This is a genomic window from Providencia sp. PROV076, assembly GCF_028483405.1.
In the GTDB taxonomy this organism is placed as follows: Bacteria; Pseudomonadota; Gammaproteobacteria; order Enterobacterales; family Enterobacteriaceae; genus Providencia; species Providencia huaxiensis.
The window spans coordinates 34,869-54,407 of sequence record NZ_JAMPRR010000035.1; the positions used below are offsets into that span (position 1 = coordinate 34,869).

The window sequence follows — 19,539 nt, forward strand, 5'->3', positions numbered from 1 at the left end:
CATGGAATATTTAAGCTATCAAACACCTGAACTCGAAAAGCTAAACGCATTCTGGACAGCAAAAGAGATTGAGCAACAGCCTGAATGCTGGGAAAAAACAAACCAGCTAATACAAGAACAACGTGCTGAAATTGATACATTTTTAGCTAAAGTACTTCAGGCATCGGACGCACGTATTATCATGACGGGAGCAGGAACATCAGCTTTTGCAGGCCGCGCCCTTGCCCCCGTTCTGACTGGTCATTTAAAACGCCGAGTTGATGCTATCGCCACCACGGATTTAGTGGCCGACCCTAAAGAATATTTAGCAGAAGACGTACCAACGCTACTAATTTCTTTTGCTCGCTCTGGTAATAGTCCTGAAAGTGTTGCCACCCTGGATGTAGCAGAAAAGTGCCTAACACAATGTTACCACTTAGTTTTAACCTGTAACGAGCAAGGACAGCTATATCGTTATTGCCAAAATAATACCAATGCATTAGCTATTTTAATGCCAGAAGAGTCAAATGACCGTTCATTAGCAATGACATCAAGCTTTTCATCTATGATGATGGCTGCACTGTGTATTTTCTTAAAAGAATCGTTCTATTTGAACGAAATTCAACCTTATTTCCAAGATTATCACGACAGTTATACCCAATTTAACCTCCGTATCCGAGAAGATTATGCAGGTAAGTTTAAACGAGTCATTTATCTAGGTAGTGGGGGCCTACAAGGCCTTGCACAAGAAGCCGCCCTAAAAATGCTGGAATTAACCGCTGGTAAGGTCGTTGCTAACTTTGACACGCCTTTAGGGTTTCGCCATGGACCGAAATCTATCGTCAATAAAGAAACGTTAGTTGTGCTGTTTCTATCAAACGATAAGTACACCAGACAGTATGAGACTGACTTATTAAGAGAGGTAATTCACGATAATGCTTCAGCGAAAGTGATCGCGATCACCTCCTCTTCTGATGACACACAAATAGAAGAAAGTTTTGTTTATATTAAAAAAATGGAGAAATGCTCAGACTCAGCACTATTTTTCCCTTATTTAATGTTAGCGCAAGCCTTTGCATTCCATAGTTCCATTGCACTGGGGAATACACCGGATAACCCGTCTCCAACTGGAGAAATTAATCGAGTTGTTCAAGGTGTCACTATTTACCCGTTCTCATATCAAGAAGATGGCACCATGCCTTCTTAATGATAAATATAGCTAATAATAAGAGAGCAATTATATGCACGCACCAAATATTGTCTGGACCCGAATCGATGAGCGTTTATTACATGGGCAAATTCGAATCACTTGGGGTAAACACACTGAAGCAAATTTAATTCTTGTCGCTAATGATGATGCTGCGGACGGCCCTAACTCCGCGTTTATGCAAGCAGGAATGAAAGCTTCTGCCGGTGGAGAATATGCCGTCCGATTTTTCTCTATCGAAAAAACTATCGATGTCATTCACAAGGCATCTCCTCGTCAAAAAATCTTTATTCTTTGCAATAACCCAACAGATGTTGCTCGTCTTGTCGAAGGCGGCGTTCCTATCACTCACTGCAACGTCGGTAATATGCACTTCCATGAAGGAAAACGCCAAATTGCCAAAACAGTGTCTGTGGATGAACGCGACTTAGAGGCATTCCGTCGGCTTGTCGACAAAGGGGTAGCTTGCACAATTCAAAATACTCCAGACCAAACCCCCGTTAATGTTCTTACTCTCGCAACAGCATAAGCAGATTGAGATAACAACTTAACACTAAGGCGTTTAAGGAAAACTATTATGATTTATGAAGCTTCTCTCGTGGCTTTATGGGCCTTCTTTTGCGGTATAGATAAGTATGACGTTGCACTCAATATCCACCGCCCACTGATCACAGGGCCTGTTGTCGGCCTGATTATGGGTGATATGCAAGTCGGTTTAATTGCGGGTGCAACATTAGAATTAGCTTGGCTTGGGCTTGTTCCAAATGCAGGGGCTCAGCCACCTGATGTTACCTTAGGTACTATCGCCGCTGTTGCATTCGCCATTATGACCAACCAATCACCAGCAGTAGCGATGGGAATCGGCATGCCAATTGCCGTTCTCATGCAAATGATCATTATCGGCTTTTTTGCTATTACCGCATTCACCATGGGGAAAGCTGACCGCTACGCTGAAAAAGCAGATGCGGCGGGGATCTCCCGGTTATTAGTCGCCACCATTACCGTTCGTTCTTTGCTCTACGCTATCGTCGCTTTTGTAACCGTTTACTTCGGTGAACACGCAGCACAATGGATTGATGAAAACACACCAAAAGTACTCCTCGAAGGCTTAGGTATTGGCGCGAAAATGGTTCCAGCAATTGGCTTCGCGATGCTATTAAAAATCATGTGGTCAAAAGAAGTGGCTGGTGTGTTCTTTGTTGGTTTCGTCATGACTACTTATCTCAAGCTGCCAATTATGGCAGTGGCAATACTCGGCGCATCTGCGGCAGCACTGTATTACTTCTTCAGCGGTAACAACAATAAAAATAACTCACAACAAAATGAGGATTTTGAAGATGGTATCTGATAACAAAACAGCAGTAGAAACCAAAAACTTACCAGTGGGATCCTACGTTGATGGCATTGATGAGTACCAAGATACCACTGTCCGCAAAGTCATCACGAAAGGCGATCTATGGCGTTGTGCTTTTCGTGGGCTCTTTATGGAAGGTAACTTTAACTTTGAACGTATGCAGGGGGGAGGCTTTGCATTCTCCATCATCCCAGCCCTACGCAAAATTCATGGTAATAACAAACGCGATTATGCAACTGCACTGAAAAATCACTTACAGTTTTTCAATGCGAGTCCAAAATTATTTACTTTCTTACTTGGTACAGCTGTGGCCATGGAAGAAAACAAAGAGAAGCCGTCAACTGTCAACGTTATGAAAGTGGCAGGTATGGGGCCAACAGGTGGCATTGGCGATGCTATCGACCATATGACATTGATGCCGCTGACTTTAGCATTAGGTGCATCTATCGCAATGGAAGGCTCAATTGCCGGCCCATTTGTTTTCTTCTTTTTGTACCAAATTGTTCACTTTTTTGTCTATTTCGGCTTGATGTTCATGGGGTATCGCGCGGGTACCGCAGCAATGGTTAATATGAGCGATGCAACAGAAAAGCTCGCTAAAGCCGCCAACATCATGGGGATTTTTGTGATTGGGGCACTTTCCGCCACCTTCATAAAAGTACAAACCACCGCTGCTGTTGAGGTAGGCGGCAAGGTGGTTGAACTACAAACCGCCTTGTTCGACAAAATCATGCCTAACTTACTCCCGCTTTGCCTCGTCTTTTTGATGTTCAAAATGGTGAAAGGGACTGGTTTCTGGGCCAAACCGCCCGTTCTTATCTTCTCTGTCTTAGCCTTCGGCGTTATTGGCCACGTACTCGGTGTGATGTAACAGGATCGTATTAAATTGTTTTTAGGTGGGTAGCTAAGTTACCCACCAGCAAGGAGTTATCAATGATTGGTTTGATTGTTTCTGGGCACATTAATTTTGCGAGCGGCATGGCCTCTGCGGTCAAGGCTATCGCAGGTGAACAGGAAAATATGGTGTTTATTGATTTTGTTGAAACCCTTTCTCCCGATGAATTAGAACAACAAATGCGAGCCGCAATGGACGCTATGAATTGTGAACAAGTGCTCTTTCTCACCGACCTTCCTGGTGGAACCCCTTGTAACCGCGCCATGGCAATTATGATGGAAAATCAATTCGTTGAAGTTGTAGCTGGCGTTAGCCTGCCGATGATCGTTAATGCGGCATTCGAGCGTGAAGGGGTTGATGCAAAAGAACTCCTTTCTATCTTACACGATATAGGGACTCGCAGTATTCAAGACCTACGTCAGCAACTGGCTATGACGTCAGAAACTGAATTTGAAGAAGATGGCCTATGAAACAACAATATGCCCTTTTAGCGGATCGTACTTTTGCTCCTGAGGGAATTCGTTATCAGCAGTATGTTCGTGTGTGCAACGGTGTTATACAAGAAATTACGGATACCGCTCCCGAACATTGCCCTGTCATACGCCTAGAAGGCCGCTCCTTACTACCGGGGTTTGTTGATATCCATATTCATGGGCGTGCTGGCGCAGACGTCATGGATGCAAGCCAGCAAGGGTTGCAAACCATAGCCGATGCATTAGCCAAAACCGGTGTTGTTGCTTGGGTGGGAACCACCGTCACCGCACCAATGGATGATATCAAACGTGCACTCACCCAAGTCTGTGAGTTTATCGCCAAATCGCAAACATCAGGAGCCCAGTTAGTCGGCAGTTTTTTAGAAGGCCCTTACTTCACTGAACGTCATCGAGGCTCACATCCTGTTAAGTACTTAAAAGCACCGACCATTCATGAGCTGGAAGACCTTGTGCAATGTGCTAATCACACACTTTTACGGGTTGCAGTGGCCCCCGAAGCAGAAGGTGCCATTGAGGCTATTGATTGGTTAGTACAACGCGGTATTAAGACCAGTGTTGCACATACTGCCGCTGATTTCATACAAACCAGTCTCGCATTTTCACATGGTGCAGATTGTGGCGTACATCTTTATAACGGCATGACGGGTTTACATCATAGAGAGCCCGGTTGCTGTGGCGCAGTGTTGTACCACGATGTCCTTGCGGAACTGATTGCCGATGGCGTTCATGTTCACCCCGTCATGATGCAGCTAGCTTATCGAATGAAAGGTTATCAGCAGCTCGCTTTAATTACAGATTGTATGCGAGCTGGAGGGTTACCGGATGGCGATTATCTCCTTGGTGCGCAAACAGTAAAAGTCACTCAAGGACAAGCCCGCACGACTGATGGCTCTCTTGCAGGTAGTACATGTAGCCTTGATAGCGCATTGCGCAACATGGTGCAACTCGCGCATGTTCCTGAGTGGGAAGCAGTACAAATGGCCACTTCGGTTCCCGCCCAATACCTTGGGATCGATGACCAATTTGGCTACATCCGAGTTGGAGCACACGCTAATTTCGCTGTTGTTGATAACAATTTTTATCTAACAGACACATTCATCAGAGGTGAACACGTTCACTCTGTATTCGGGAATACCGACCATTAAGGCCGGTTACCTATCAGTAAATTATGAGGTATTTATAATGGAAATTCGTCAACCAATTCACAGTGAGCATGCAAAAACACTTGATACTGAAGGCTTACGCAAACAGTTCTTGATCGAGAATTTGTTCCGTGAAGGGGAAATGAATCTCACTTATAGCCATATCGACCGCATTATTGTGGGTGGTATTGTTCCAACACAAAAACCACTCGCGCTAATGGCAGGAAAAGCATTAGGCGTTGATTTTTTTCTTGAGCGTCGTGAGCTGGGTGCAATTAATATTGGGGGCGCGGGCCAAGTTATCGTTGATGGCGAAGCCTATGACATCGCACCAAAAGAAGCTATTTATATCGGTATGGGCGCTAAATCTGTCGAATTTATTAGTGCCGATGCCAATACTCCTGCACGCTTCTACATGAACTGCGCACCTGCACACCATACTTACCCAACACGCAAAATTACTATCGAACAAGCTGCGCCAGAAAAATTAGGTAATGTTGAGAACTGTAACGTTCGTACCATCTATAAGTTCTTACACCCATCGATTTTACCAACCTGCCAATTATCAATGGGTATGACAGTACTCGAGCCTGGCAGCTTATGGAATACCATGCCATGCCATACCCATGAGCGCCGTATGGAAGTCTATTTATATTTCAATATGAAAGAAGACAACGTTGTTTTCCATTATATGGGTGAGCCTTCGGAGACCCGCCATATTGTTGTTCGTAATGAACAAGCCGTTATTAGCCCGAGCTGGTCGATTCACTCAGGCGTAGGAACCGCTGCTTATACATTTATATGGGGAATGGTTGGAGAGAATCAGGTATTCCACGACATGGACCATGTTGCCATGAAAGATCTGAAATAATCCCTTTATCTTTTTGAACAAAATAAAAAACGATGTGGCTGTACCGTCACATCGTAAGTGAGGCACATATGAACTTATTTGATTTAACTGGAAAAGTCGCGATTGTCACTGGATGTAATACTGGTTTAGGTCAAGGAATGGCAATTGGTTTGGCACAAGCAGGCGCAGATATTGTCGGAGTTGGAGTCCAAGATGCCCCTGAAACACGTGCTCAGGTCGAAGCTTTAGGCCGCAAGTTTCACTATATTATTATGAATTTAATGGAACAAGATGGGCTGCAAACTTTAGTTGATGATGCCGTATCTGCCATGGGCCATGTTGATATCCTTATTAATAATGCGGGTATTATTCGTCGCGAAGACTTACTCGAATTTAGTGAAAAAGATTGGGACGATGTGATTAATATTAATCAAAAAACCCTATTCTTTTTATCTCAACGTGTTGCACGACAATTCGTGAAGCAAGGAAATGGCGGTAAAATTATTAATATTGCTTCAATGCTCTCGTTCCAAGGTGGTATTCGAGTTCCATCTTACACGGCAAGTAAGTCCGCTGTCATGGGGCTCACTCGTGCTCTCGCTACTGAGCTTTCCCAATACAACATTAATGTGAATGCAATCGCCCCAGGTTACATGGCAACAGACAACACAGCAGCACTACGCGCTGATGCAGACCGCAATGCGGCTATCTTAGAGCGTATTCCAGCAGGCCGTTGGGGAACACCAGAGGATTTGGCAGGCCCAGCTGTCTTTTTAGCCTCCAAAGCAAGCGACTATATTAATGGTTATACCATTGCGGTTGATGGTGGCTGGTTAGCTCGCTAACCTATCTGGAGAAAATAATGGAACAATCATCATTACCAAAACCATTACAGCGCGATACGGTTTTAGACGACATGAAACGGGTTTACCGTTTTCAATCAAAAAACCAAGTACGCAGTGTACTTCGTCGTAGTGGTAAAACCCGTTTTATTAAAGATACGGATTGGGAACGTGGTGTTCTGTGGTCTTGTGTTGCCGCTGCTTGGCAAGCAACACAGGATAACGAATATCTGACTGGTGTATTGGATTACACATTACATACTGGATTTCGTACAGGACCTAACCCGCGTTTTGCCGATGACCATGTCTGTACTCAAGCTTATTTAGCTGTAAGTTCACAATTTGATCATCCAGAAGTCCTTGAACCCACTATTAACGCATTCAACCTTATGTTAGCTGAGCCAAAACCAGGTCGAGAAGACTGGTGGTGGTGTGATGCACTTTTCATGGCTCCCCCAGCTTTTGCTGCCTTATCAGCTCAAACAAATGACAGTCGCTACTTAGACTACATGCATACCGCTTATTGGGATGCAGTAGACCATTTGCGTGATCCTGAAACTGGCTTAATTTATCGTGATTATCGCTATATTCCAGATGGCAAAGGCGGTGAATTGCGTGAAAAAAATGGTGAGAAAGTATTTTGGAGTCGAGGTATTGGTTGGGTTATTGCATCTATCCCACGTATCTTACAATCTTTACCTGATGGTTTCCCTGCCCGCCAGCAGTATGTGAATTTATTTGTTGAACTAATGGAAGCTGTCATTAAATACCAACAAGATGATGGTTTCTGGCGTACCAGTTTACTTGACCCACAAAGCTTCCCAGCCCCTGAAAGTAGTGCGACTGCATTATTTAGCTATGGCTTAGCATGGGGCTTAAATCAAGGTTTACTGGAAGAGACACGTTATCTGCCTTTACTCGAAAAATCATGGTGTGCACTACAAAGCTGTATTCACCCCAATGGAATGCTAGGTTGGGTACAGCTTCCAGCGTTCAACCCACGAGATGTCCAGTATGACCATAATATGGATTATGGGGCAGGAGCCTATTTATTAGCCGCAAGTGAAGTTATCCAACTCAAGATTTAATCCATTACGACCCGATTTACCATTGCTCAAGTTGTCATTTCATTACTTTCTTTTGGCCAATTTATTGGCCATTTTTCTTGCCTTTATTTTTTCTCTCTTCTTTACAAGCCGGCAATAAAAAACCCACGATCACTCGTGGGCAAATGTATATTTAATAAAAAGTGATATTACCAAGTATATTGAATACCCACACGGAAGCGTGTTTGGCGGTCACTTGAAAATCTATTTTCTTTCACATTACCCACTTCAACAAATGGGCGCCATAAAGCACCATCATCCGCTTTAATATCATAACGAAGGCGAACGTTGTGCTGATAATCGAATTTCTTATCATTATAAAGAGGTTGAGCGTTGTCGGCCATTTCCCACATTAAATCTAACTGATACTGTAAGTCTAAGTTACCCCATTTATAACCTATCCAGCTATCAAACTCTTGGATTTTAGAGTGGTAATTACTGCCATTTTCCCCTGCTTGACCATAATCCCATACTTTCCATTTATAACGGCCTTGCAAACGAATACCGTTATCGAATGTATAGTTTAAACGGACATAAGGAACATAAACCAAACCTAATTTATCAAAATCAAGAGAAGCACCAACAAGCCCCACTAAATTTGGGTTTAATTTCGTATAATAAAAAGCTGAAAATTCAGAACCATCAATTTTCATTGCGTCATAGGCACCATCTTTATTTCCATAACGCGCATCAAGTTCAAATCCAATATTCTTTCCTGTATCCAAGAAAGCTTTAATTCTGTCCCCACTTTTTCCTGATGCATCTAAATATTGATGACGATATTCAATTGTTGTTTTATAGTTATTTGCGAGAGCATATTGTGATGAAATTGAAAATAACACTGCACTAGCAATAATTAATTTTTTCATTATCTTTATTCCAAAGCTGTGTACTATTTAAGCACGAGGATAGTGATTCCCTGTTTTATTAGAGAATAATATTTTCATTATTTTTAGTTAATGCCACCTAATTTATTAGGCGGCAATTAAGAAATAATTTATTTAACTTCGCAAGCTGAAGCTTTTTTATTTAATTTATTTGTTGTAGCTGTAATAAATTCTGTTGGTCTCCAAGAATCACCAGTTTTCTCTAACCACGGTATGAGCTCATCTTTAATTAATTTATCAATAATTGGCGCATTTTCGTCTGCGACATTTTTCATTTGATAAGGGTCATTCACATTATCATAAAGAGTATATTTCAGCGGTTGTCCATCTTGGCGGTCAATAACCAATGTATGTGTTTTCGTTCTCACGCCACGTTTACCAAACGAAGGTTCACCATACGGTATAAATAAATAAAGTTGAGAATTGGCGACATCCCCCTCACCAGTGACTACGCGCTCAGCTAAGTTACTTCCTTCAACTGAGCCAGGGATCCATTGCTCTAACCCTAATAAACCTAAGATCGTTGGGTAGATATCAGGTGCTGACATTAATGCATCATCTTGCCCCGGTTTAATTTTACCCGGTAACCGAAACATCATCGGAACACGCATCGATTCATCATATGGGTTATTCTTTGTCGGCTGGCCATTTGCACCAAGACAACTGCCATGATCAGAGAAGAAAACAACCAATGTATTATCCGCCAGCCCTTGTTTTTCAAGCTCATCAACAATACGACCAAATTGTTCATCAACACCGTTTACCATCGCCAGATATTCTTTAAAATATTGAGGACCATAACCTTCTTGGTATTCCACATCCCATTTAACATTTGGTCGAGTATTTAGCTCTTGCGAGGTTTTTCCTTTATAGGCATCGAGATACTTTTGTGGAACTTGGTCATACGGTGAATGCGGAGGGTTCATTGAAACAACCAGCGCAAATGGCTTGGTATTATCACGATACTGCCCATTTTTATTCTGTAAGAATTTTATGGCCATATCCGCTTCGTGCTCTGGTCCCCATTGGTCTACATAAATAGGTTTTTCACGAGGCGTATCATTGGCCCAATACATTGGTTTCATATGCAGGTCATATGTGCCATAGGAGTACCAAAAATCAAAGCCATGGCGGCGGTTTGGAGCAGCCCATTCATTCCAATAGCGCCCTTCCATCGGGTTGTTATAGCTTTCAATAAAAGGGGCATATGGTGCATCTAAATGCCATTTACCAATATACCCCGTGCTGTAATCCAATGATTTTAAAACATCAGACCAACAATTGGCATAAGGTGATAAATCAATCCCTACCTTACCGCCATAATCATGAGCGTTGCCTGTGATACCATTACGAACAGGATATTGCCCTGTCATAAACATGCCTCGGAATGGAGAACATAATGGGTAATTAGATGCCATTTGCGTCATCACTTTCGCTTGTTTCGCAAACTTATTTAAATTGGGCGTAATTGACGGGTCTTCTCCCATAAATTGTAAGGCATGGGCACGCATCTCATCGGGGAATACTATCAATAAGTTAGGGGCGTCATCGGGCCGATAAGGCTTAATATTTGAAGGTTTTCCATCACTGGCTAAAATGGGACTAGAAACCGACATTGCTGCACCGCTGGCTGCTAATCCTTTTATAAAGGTTCTGCGCGAAACAGTCATTGCTTCATCCTCTTTTTGTTTACGTTTTCTTTCGTTTTTGGTTAATACATATTATTTATACTTTTACATAAGATCAAAAAGTAAGTGATCGAAAATATCAAAATTCAAGTAGAGATCACAAAAAATGAGCAATACACCAAGAAAAAGCCAACTAACGCACAATAAAAAGATGGTACCAACTTATTAAAAATAAACACAATAAATTGTTTTATAAAAGAAATAAATAATTCAGAGATAATGAGCACAAAAGCTAAATTCTGTTTGTAAATTGTATGAAAATGATGCTTTCACCTCATTTAGCGAATTTTCATTTACTTTCAATAATGTAAAAAACAGGTAATCCGAAACAATACAAAAAGATAAATTTTTATCACTACCCTATATTCTGTAAAAATTAATCAATATAAGGATAATTATAAAAATTATTCAATTATCTAAAATTAAGAAAAAAATAAAATGCCAAAATATGACTTTAATCATTCATTCCATCTAGTTTTCTATTATTTTTTCAATAAAAATATTTTTTATTTTTAGAGTGAATTATATTTTAATTATCTAACAAAGATATATATTAATTAAATTTAAGATAGGTCAATTTTAAAACGAAGTGTTAAATAAAATATACATCGTGAAAGAAGATTATCACGCTTTAATATCAATAATTTAACAAAGTTATTTAATAAGAAGAATAAGGCAGGAGTAAAGTCGCCCATTCTAATTCATTATTCAAATAATGCCACTATTAATTATCAATTTTATATTCTCACTAGCATTTCTTAGAAAAATTCAACAGGTCTGATATTCAGAATATCTTTAGTTGTGATAAAAGAATAATACTGTGAAATGAAATTACAGCCACAGATATAACTAATGTAAAACGCATTCTATAAGATGCTGGGGAATAAAAGAATGAATATTGTTGAGCGGTTTATTTCTTACACCAAAATTAACACCACCACTGATAGGGAAAAAGGCGCGGCAGGAATTATGCCTTCTTCAGAAGGACAACGCGTCCTTGCAAAACAGCTGGTTCAAGAGCTAGAAGCTCTCGGCGTTGAAGATATTAAGCTGCGTGACACAGCCATTGTCACCGCAACGTTGCCATCTAACCTTGATTATGATGTGCCGACGGTTGCTTTCTTTGGCCACTTAGACACCAGTGCAGAACAAACCAATGACACTAAAGCACAAATCTTGCCATATACCGGTGAAGATTTGTGTATGAATAAAGAGCTTAATATTTATCTACGTAAGAGTGAGTTCCCTGAACTGGTGAATTATATCGGTGATGACATCATTGTCACTGATGGAACTAGCTTATTAGGCGCTGACGATAAAGCCGCCATTGCCTCTATCATGGATATGCTGCAATACTTTAAGCAGAACCCAGAGATTAAACACGGCACAATTAAAATTGGTTTTGTGCCGGATGAAGAGCAAGGGCTACGTGGCGCTAAAGTTTTCGATGTTAAAGAATTCGGTGCTGATTTTGCCTATACCCTCGACTGCTGTGGTATTGGTGAATTAGTTTATGAAAACTGGAACGCAGGAGATGCCGAAATCATCTTTACAGGTAAATCAGCACACCCAATGTCCGCAAAAGGCAAACTGGTTAACTCATTATTAATGGCGCAAAAATTTATTGCCATGTTACCAGGTGGTGAAGCCCCTGAGTATACAGATGGACGCGAAGGCTATTACTGGGTAAAACAAATGTCAGGTAACAGCGCTCGCACTGTTTTAAAAATGGATGTGCGTGATTTTACCGAAGACGGCTATCGCAAACGTATGGCTTTCTTAAAACAATTAGCAGAGAGCTGCGAAAGCCTTTGGGGCAACGAAAGTGTTGTTTGTAAGCTATCAGACCGCTACTCTAACGTTTACAATAGCCTACAAGGTGACAACCGTTATCCAATCGATATCGCTGTTGATGCCTATCAAGCTTGTGGTATTACGCCAAAAGTGATCCCAATGCGTGGTGGCTATGACGGAGCGGCTTTATCGCAAAATGGATTGCCTTGCCCTAATATCTTCACAGGCGCACATAACTTCCATTCAATCTATGAATACCTGCCAGTGAAATCCCTTTACGCCGCCAGCGATGTACTAAAACAAGTGGTACAAATCACCGCAGAACGCTTCAAACCAGGAGCTAAAGCATGATCCCAATTCTAACGGTTCTGATTATCGTTGTTTTGGTTGCGCGGTTTATTTTGAAGGGATACAAAGCTGAGCCAGTACTGTTAATCGCTGGCTTAGTATTGATGATATTCACCCTAGCCCTTGGCTGGGGGCCTATCCTCCCTAAAAATGTCGCCAACACCGGTATCACTTGGCTCGACCCATTTGAAGTCATGCGAGATTTATTCAGCAGCCGTGCAGCGGATCTCGGTTTAATGATCATGGCATTGATGGGCTTTGCGCACTATATGGACCATATCGGTGCCAATGAAGCGGTAGTTCGTGTTGCAACTAAGCCACTGAAAAATATGCGTTCACCTTACGTATTGCTATTTTTCTCTTTCTTGCTGGCGAGTATCTTGCAATTAGCTATTCCATCAGCGACAGGCTTAGCCGTACTGTTAATGGGTACCATGTTCCCAATTATGATAGGTTTAGGTCTATCACCTGCTTCTGCAGCTGGGGTCATCGCAACGTCTCTTGGGGTAGCCTACACACCAACCGCAATTGATGCTATTCGTGGTGCGAAAGCGGTCGACATGTCTGTCGTTGAGTATGTGCTTTACTATCAGGGCCCTGCAGCGTTAGCTACGGTATTAGTGGTCGGTATTACCCATATTTTCTGGCAACGTCACTGTGACCGTAAGCAAGGCTTTGTTCCCGAGATCGGTAAAGCCATTCAGTCTCATGAAAAAGAGAAAGTGACCAAGTCAGTTCCTGGGTATTATGCACTTCTCCCTATGTTACCCATTATTATGGCGGTAGGAACATCCAATTTGTTCTTTTCCGGTATTCACTTAGATGTCGTGACTATCGTACTGATTGCAATGGCAATCTGTATGGTGATTGAAACTCTTCGTGTACGTAACTTCAAACTGGTTTGTAATGGGTTCCAAACCTTCTTAAACGGAATGGGACACGCATTTAGTAATGTGGTGGGCTTACTGGTTGCAGCTGGGGTATTTGCTCATGGTATCAAAGTCAGTGGTGCTATTGACCAACTGATATTAGGTGCTGAATCTGTTGGTTTACCACCGTTTGCCATGGCGATTGTATTCGCTTTAGTGACCTTAGCAGCCGCAATTATTATGGGCTCTGGTAATGCGCCATTCTTAGCATTCGTTGAACTCATTCCACAAATTGCTCACAGTATGGGCGTTAACCCGATTGCGATGATTTTACCTATGCAACAAGCCTCACACATGGGTCGAGGTATGTCGCCTGTTGCGGGGGTTATTATTGCGGTATCGAGTGGAGCAAAATTACAGCCGTTTGATGTCGTGAAACGAACCGCGGTACCACTCATGGTTGGTTTTGTAGCTCACTGTGCAATTATTGGTATTTTTTACTAATTACTATATTTACCATTCAATAATTAAAGCGGGAAATATTCCCGCTTTTTACTTTTTCTAGCTAACCAATCCTAATGTTTACACTGGCAGTCTGAGGGGTCATCATGTTTGGGATCAGGGCAGCAAGAATCTATTGTCTTTTTTATAATATCAGACAATGTATTCACGGTATTTATAATGAGTGGCAAGTTTTCACAAACAGAATCGCATTCTGAAAGCCTTCTATCCGGTTTTACTGGTGGCGTTAAGCTATCACACAATATTTCCTGTAAAACCAACGAGAAATTTGCGATCCCAGTGGTATAAATGTATGAGCGTCCGTCGGTTTCTTTGGCTAGTCGTTCATACTCTCGCGTCACGTTATCTCTATCCACCAAGGTCGGAAAGCGATCTAAATTGGTTGGGTTATCATCCGGTGTGCCTTGGTAGGTATACACCTTAATTCCTCTTTCTTGAGCAACGGATATGGCTTCGTTATTTTTTGCGATAGCAGCACGCGTGAGAATTCCACCGCCCCCCTCCATTCCTTCATCACCCAACACAAAAATAGCTCTACGCGCATCATCTCGCCAGTCAAAATGTTTACTTATATCAATAACCGCCCGACATAAATCCTCTTTATTTCCAGCATGATCTCGCCCATCGGATTCTTTAAACGGCAATCTAGCCTGTAGGTCCCTTTCGTTCGCGCCTGTTTTGATTAAATATTCACTGGCAGATTGGTCGAACTTTGTATTTGCCCAAGTCCCTTCGATACCTAAAAATGTCGCCCGAAGGTGGGATGGACACTTTGCTGATGCAGCCTCAATCGTCGCATCAATCTGTTTGCTTAAATCCCCAGCTTCATCAGACATTGAACCACTCGTATCAATAACAACAACTAAGTCTAATGCAATTTGCCCGTTTCCCGTCACGATCTGAGATGTATTCATTACTCCTAATGAATTTGATAGTAATCCATAATAATCCGAAAGGTTGGTTTGATTTGCATCGGTCTGTTCATTTGTCTTTTCTTTATCCATCGCATATTCCTTTTATTTATTTCTATTAAATATTTTTAAAATAATTTTTTATTATTGTTTTTATTACCATTTCTTTTTAATCAAGCAATTTATTATTACTTCTTTTTAGTGCTCGATATATTTCAAAAATAGAAATACGTATTCAAATAAACTAACACCATAAAAAGACTTTATTGGTGGGCTGATTGATTTTAATTAGGAAAAATTAATTGATAAAAATCATTAGATATAAAAAAAGCCAGTACCTTTCGGCACTGGCTTCAATCAGGAATTTTACAGTAAAATCAGAAATTAGTTCTGATTGTCACTGCTGAAACCTGCATTTAACAGCTCAGCTAAGTTCGCTGTTGCTTCATCTGCACTCACTTGTGGTGCTTCCACAACATCGTTCAGATGACGGCGACGGATACGGTCTTGGTGATACGCAAAACCAGTACCTGCTGGGATCAGACGTCCAACAATAACGTTTTCTTTCAGACCACGTAATTCATCACGTTTACCAGCAACCGCAGCTTCAGTCAGTACGCGCGTCGTTTCTTGGAACGATGCTGCTGAGATAAAGGATTCTGTTGCCAGAGATGCCTTAGTAATACCCAACAGGTCACGAGCAAAGTTAGCTGGAATTTTGCCTTCAGTTTCCAGTTTACGATTCGAAACTTTAACACGTGAGTACTCGACTTGTTCACCTTCGAGGAATTCAGAGCTTCCTGCATCCGCGATAGTGACTTTACGCAGCATCTGACGAACGATAACTTCAATGTGTTTATCGTTAATCTTAACGCCTTGTAAGCGGTAAACTTCCTGAACCTCGTTCGTGATATAACGAGTAACAGCATGGACACCACGCAGACGCAGAATATCGTGTGGAGATTCTGGACCATCCGAAACTACGTCACCGCGTTCAACGATCTCACCTTCGAACACGTTGAGCTGACGCCATTTAGGGATCATCTCTTCGTACGGATCGCTACCATCTAATGGTGTGATAACCAGACGACGTTTCCCTTTGGTTTCTTTACCAAACGAGATAATACCGCTGATTTCAGCCAAGATTGCAGGCTCTTTCGGACGACGTGCTTCGAACAAGTCAGCTACGCGTGGCAGACCACCCGTGATATCTTTAGTACCCACAGATTCTTGTGGAATACGCGCTAAGGTATCACCCGCATTGATAGCAACGCCATCGTCTAACTGAACAATTGCTTTACCCGGTAAGAAGTACTGAGTTGGCATGTCTGTGTTAGGGATAAGAACATCGTTACCTTTTGCGTCAATTACACGCAATGCAGGACGTAGGTCTTTACCACCACTGGTACGTTCCGCAGTATCCAGAACAACGATTGAAGACAGACCGGTTAATTCATCAGTCTGACGTGTCATTGTTTGACCATCAAGCATGTCAGAGAAGCTGATGAAACCAGACACTTCACTGACGACTGGCATGGTATGTGGATCCCAGTTCGCAACAGTTTCACCGCCCGTTACTGCATCGCCATCGCCTTTCGTCAAGTGCGCACCGTAAGGGACTTTATAGCTTTCTTTCGTACGGCCAAATTCATCAACCAGACGCAATTCAGTATTACGTGAAGTAATAACCAGTTTGCCTTCTGTGTTAGTAACGAATTTCGCGTTAACCAGTTTCAGAGTACCTGTGTTACGGACTTGAATGCTAGATTCTGCCGCCGCACGAGATGCCGCACCCCCGATGTGGAACGTACGCATCGTTAACTGTGTACCCGGCTCACCGATTGACTGTGCCGCGATAACCCCGATAGCTTCACCTTTGTTGATGATATGACCACGAGCAAGGTCACGACCATAACAGTGAGCACACACACCGAAGTCAGTTTCACAACTTACAACTGAACGAACTTTAACGCTGTCGACGGAGTTAGCTTCTAACAGGTCACACAGTTTTTCGTGCAGTAATGTATTACGTGGAACCAGAATGTCCGCAGTTCCTGGGATCAGGATATCTTCTGCAGTCACACGACCCAGTACACGCTCACGCAGTGGTTCTTTAACGTCGCCACCCTCGATAACCGGAGTCATCAGGATACCTTCGAGAGTTCCACAGTCGTCTTCAGTCACAACCAAGTCCTGTGCAACGTCGACTAAACGACGAGTCAGATAACCGGAGTTTGCTGTTTTCAATGCGGTATCGGCAAGACCTTTACGCGCACCGTGCGTAGAAATAAAGTACTGGAGAACGTTCAGACCTTCACGGAAGTTTGCCGTGATAGGTGTTTCGATGATGGAGCCATCTGGCTTAGCCATCAGACCACGCATACCCGCTAACTGACGGATCTGAGCGGCGGAACCACGAGCACCGGAGTCAGCCATCATAAAGATGCTGTTGAAAGAAACTTGTTGCTCTTCTACACCATCACGGTTGATGACAGTTTCAGTTGACAAGTTTTCCATCATCGCTTTAGCAACACGTTCGTTTGCTGCGGCCCAGATATCGATAACTTTATTGTAACGTTCGCCTGCTGTAACCAGACCTGACTGGAACTGTTCCTGAATTTCTGCAACTTCGGCTTCTGCTTCGGCGATGATCCCAGCTTTTTTCTCTGGAATAACCATATCGTCGATACCAACCGATGCACCAGAACGTGCCGCATAGGCAAAACCGGTATACATGATTTGGTCAGCAAAAATAACCGTAGGCTTCAGGCCCAGAACACGGTAACAGGTGTTCAGCATTTTAGAGACCGCTTTTTTACCTAACGCCTGGTTAACCAGTTCATAAGGTAGACCTTTCGGTACGATCATCCATAAAATTGCACGACCAACAGTGGTGTCAACTAAACCAGTGTTGATTGTGATGTTACCTTCCGAATCTTTTACTTCTTCAGTGATACGGACTTTAACGCGGGCATGCAGTGAAGCATGACCTGAACGGTAAACACGCTCAGCTTCTTTAGGACCGGCTAATACCATGCCCTCGCCTTTCGCGTTTACGCAGTCACGTGTCATGTAGTAAAGACCCAATACAACGTCCTGTGAAGGAACGATGATAGGCTCACCACTTGCAGGTGACAGGATGTTGTTGGTTGACATCATCAACGCACGTGCTTCTAACTGAGCTTCCAAAGTCAGAGGAACGTGTACCGCCATTTGGTCACCATCGAAGTCGGCGTTATATGCCGCACAAACGAGTGGGTGCAATTGGATAGCTTTACCTTCGATAAGAATAGGTTCGAAAGCTTGGATACCCAGACGGTGAAGTGTTGGTGCACGGTTCAGCATGACTGGGTGTTCACGGATAACTTCATCCAAGATATCCCAAACAACCGCTTCTTCGCGCTCAACCATTTTCTTCGCAGCTTTAATGGTTGTTGCCAGACCACGTAATTCTAATTTGCCGTAGATGAATGGTTTGAATAACTCAAGAGCCATTTTCTTCGGCAGACCGCACTGATGCAGACGCAGGTATGGACCTACGGTGATAACAGAACGACCTGAGTAGTCAACACGCTTACCAAGTAAGTTCTGACGGAAACGACCTTGTTTACCTTTGATCATATCTGCCAAAGATTTCAGAGGACGTTTGTTAGAACCTGTGATTGCGCGACCACGACGACCGTTATCTAACAGGGCGTCAACGGCTTCTTGCAACATACGTTTTTCGTTACGTACGATGATGTCTGGCGCAGCCAGATCCAGAAGACGTTTCAGACGGTTATTACGGTTGATTACGCGACGATACAGATCGTTCAGATCTGATGTTGCGAAACGACCACCATCGAGTGGAACTAATGGACGCAGATCCGGTGGTAATACTGGCAGCACGTTTAAGATCATCCACTCTGGTTTGTTACCAGATTGGATAAATGCTTCCAGCAGTTTGATACGTTTGGTCAGCTTCTTACGCTTAGTTTCAGAGTTAGTTTCGTTTAACTCTTCGCGCAGGGTTTCACACTCGTTCTCAAGATCGAGGTTTTTCAGCAGGCCTTGGATTGCTTCCGCACCCATTTTCGCATCAAATTCGTCACCGAACTCTTCCAACGCATCTAAATATTGCTCTTCTGTCAGAATCTGTGCACGCTCAAGGCTAGTCATACCGCCTTCAACAACAACATATGATTCAAAGTACAGAACGCGTTCGATATCACGCAGTGGCATATCGAGCAGTAAACCGATACGGGATGGCAGTGATTTTAAGAACCAAATATGTGCAGTCGGAGAAGCAAGTTCAATGTGCCCCATGCGCTCACGACGGACTTTGGTCTGTGTAACTTCAACGCCACACTTCTCACAAATCACACCACGGTGTTTTAAACGTTTGTACTTACCGCACAGACATTCGTAGTCTTTTACTGGCCCGAAAATACGCGCACAGAAAAGACCATCACGCTCAGGCTTGAACGTACGGTAGTTAATGGTTTCTGGCTTTTTAACTTCACCGAATGACCATGAACGGATCATATCAGGTGATGCCAGAGCAATCTTGATAGCATCAAACTCTTCGGTCTTGGTTTGCGCTTTCAGAAACTTTATTAAGTCTTTCACAAAATGCTCCTGTCGGAGTTAGACCTGTCAGGTGAGTGTTCAA

15 protein-coding genes are annotated in these 19,539 nt (G+C 42.8%); 11 read left to right on the top strand and 4 right to left on the bottom strand.

Annotation, left to right across the window (positions count from 1 at the left end):
- Window position 1 precedes the first annotated feature (1 nt).
- The 9 genes from PSF67_RS19240 to PSF67_RS19280 all read left to right on the top strand — a co-directional run bounded on the left by PSF67_RS19240 (window position 2) and on the right by PSF67_RS19280 (window position 7,851).
- Window positions 2-1,186, top strand: coding sequence for an SIS domain-containing protein (locus tag PSF67_RS19240; RefSeq protein WP_272677494.1), 1,185 nt, complete (start codon window positions 2-4; stop codon window positions 1,184-1,186).
- A gap of 34 nt (window positions 1,187-1,220) precedes the next feature.
- Window positions 1,221-1,715: a PTS N-acetylgalactosamine transporter subunit IIB gene (gene agaV / locus PSF67_RS19245; RefSeq protein WP_094962832.1), complete on the top strand. Its 495-nt coding sequence runs from the start codon at window positions 1,221-1,223 to the stop codon at window positions 1,713-1,715.
- A gap of 48 nt (window positions 1,716-1,763) precedes the next feature.
- Window positions 1,764-2,534 carry a PTS N-acetylgalactosamine transporter subunit IIC gene (gene agaW / locus PSF67_RS19250; protein ID WP_004264436.1) on the top strand — a complete coding sequence of 257 codons (771 nt, stop codon included), beginning with the start codon at window positions 1,764-1,766 and terminating at the stop codon, window positions 2,532-2,534.
- Complete coding sequence (locus PSF67_RS19255) at window positions 2,524-3,411, top strand: PTS system mannose/fructose/sorbose family transporter subunit IID (protein ID WP_102140191.1); 888 nt, start codon at window positions 2,524-2,526, stop codon at window positions 3,409-3,411. The genes agaW and PSF67_RS19255 overlap by 11 nt, the downstream gene beginning before the upstream one ends.
- A 62-nt stretch (window positions 3,412-3,473) precedes the next feature.
- Window positions 3,474-3,905 (top strand): PTS galactosamine/N-acetylgalactosamine transporter subunit IIA, encoded by a 432-nt coding sequence (agaF, locus tag PSF67_RS19260; RefSeq protein ID WP_102140192.1) that lies wholly within the window; start codon window positions 3,474-3,476, stop codon window positions 3,903-3,905.
- On the top strand, window positions 3,902-5,074 hold the full coding sequence (gene nagA / locus PSF67_RS19265) for an N-acetylglucosamine-6-phosphate deacetylase (protein ID WP_272677495.1): 1,173 nt from the start codon (window positions 3,902-3,904) through the stop codon (window positions 5,072-5,074). Before agaF ends, nagA begins: the two co-directional genes overlap by 4 nt.
- A 37-nt stretch (window positions 5,075-5,111) precedes the next feature.
- Window positions 5,112-5,942: a 5-dehydro-4-deoxy-D-glucuronate isomerase gene (gene kduI / locus PSF67_RS19270; protein ID WP_272677496.1), complete on the top strand. Its 831-nt coding sequence runs from the start codon at window positions 5,112-5,114 to the stop codon at window positions 5,940-5,942.
- Between the two features lie 68 nt (window positions 5,943-6,010).
- The gene (gene kduD / locus PSF67_RS19275; protein WP_102140195.1) at window positions 6,011-6,766 is read left to right on the top strand and encodes a 2-dehydro-3-deoxy-D-gluconate 5-dehydrogenase KduD; all 756 of its coding nucleotides are present in this window, start codon (window positions 6,011-6,013) and stop codon (window positions 6,764-6,766) included.
- A 17-nt stretch (window positions 6,767-6,783) separates the two neighbouring features.
- Window positions 6,784-7,851 (top strand): glycoside hydrolase family 88/105 protein, encoded by a 1,068-nt coding sequence (locus tag PSF67_RS19280; RefSeq protein ID WP_272677497.1) that lies wholly within the window; start codon window positions 6,784-6,786, stop codon window positions 7,849-7,851.
- 167 nt (window positions 7,852-8,018) lie between these two features.
- On the opposite strand, the gene PSF67_RS19285 is transcribed toward PSF67_RS19280, so the two are convergent.
- Together PSF67_RS19285 and PSF67_RS19290 are read right to left on the bottom strand one after the other, a co-directional pair.
- Window positions 8,019-8,738, bottom strand: a complete 720-nt coding sequence (locus PSF67_RS19285; protein ID WP_102140197.1) for an oligogalacturonate-specific porin KdgM family protein — start codon at window positions 8,736-8,738, stop codon at window positions 8,019-8,021.
- A gap of 128 nt (window positions 8,739-8,866) precedes the next feature.
- Window positions 8,867-10,426 (bottom strand): sulfatase-like hydrolase/transferase, encoded by a 1,560-nt coding sequence (locus tag PSF67_RS19290; protein ID WP_102140198.1) that lies wholly within the window; start codon window positions 10,424-10,426, stop codon window positions 8,867-8,869.
- Window positions 10,427-11,335: 909 nt separating this feature from the next.
- On the opposite strand from PSF67_RS19290, the gene pepT reads away from it, so the two are divergent.
- The gene (gene pepT, locus PSF67_RS19295; protein ID WP_102140199.1) at window positions 11,336-12,589 is read left to right on the top strand and encodes a peptidase T; all 1,254 of its coding nucleotides are present in this window, start codon (window positions 11,336-11,338) and stop codon (window positions 12,587-12,589) included.
- Window positions 12,586-13,959: a C4-dicarboxylate transporter DcuC gene (dcuC, locus tag PSF67_RS19300; protein WP_272677498.1), complete on the top strand. Its 1,374-nt coding sequence runs from the start codon at window positions 12,586-12,588 to the stop codon at window positions 13,957-13,959. The genes pepT and dcuC overlap by 4 nt, the downstream gene beginning before the upstream one ends.
- 71 nt (window positions 13,960-14,030) lie before the next feature.
- On the opposite strand, the gene PSF67_RS19305 is transcribed toward dcuC, so the two are convergent.
- Both PSF67_RS19305 and rpoC read right to left on the bottom strand, forming a co-directional pair.
- Window positions 14,031-14,981, bottom strand: coding sequence for a hypothetical protein (locus PSF67_RS19305; protein WP_102140201.1), 951 nt, complete (start codon window positions 14,979-14,981; stop codon window positions 14,031-14,033).
- 291 nt (window positions 14,982-15,272) lie between these two features.
- Window positions 15,273-19,496, bottom strand: a complete 4,224-nt coding sequence (rpoC, locus tag PSF67_RS19310) for a DNA-directed RNA polymerase subunit beta' (protein WP_195698092.1) — start codon at window positions 19,494-19,496, stop codon at window positions 15,273-15,275.
- Window positions 19,497-19,539 lie beyond the last annotated feature (43 nt).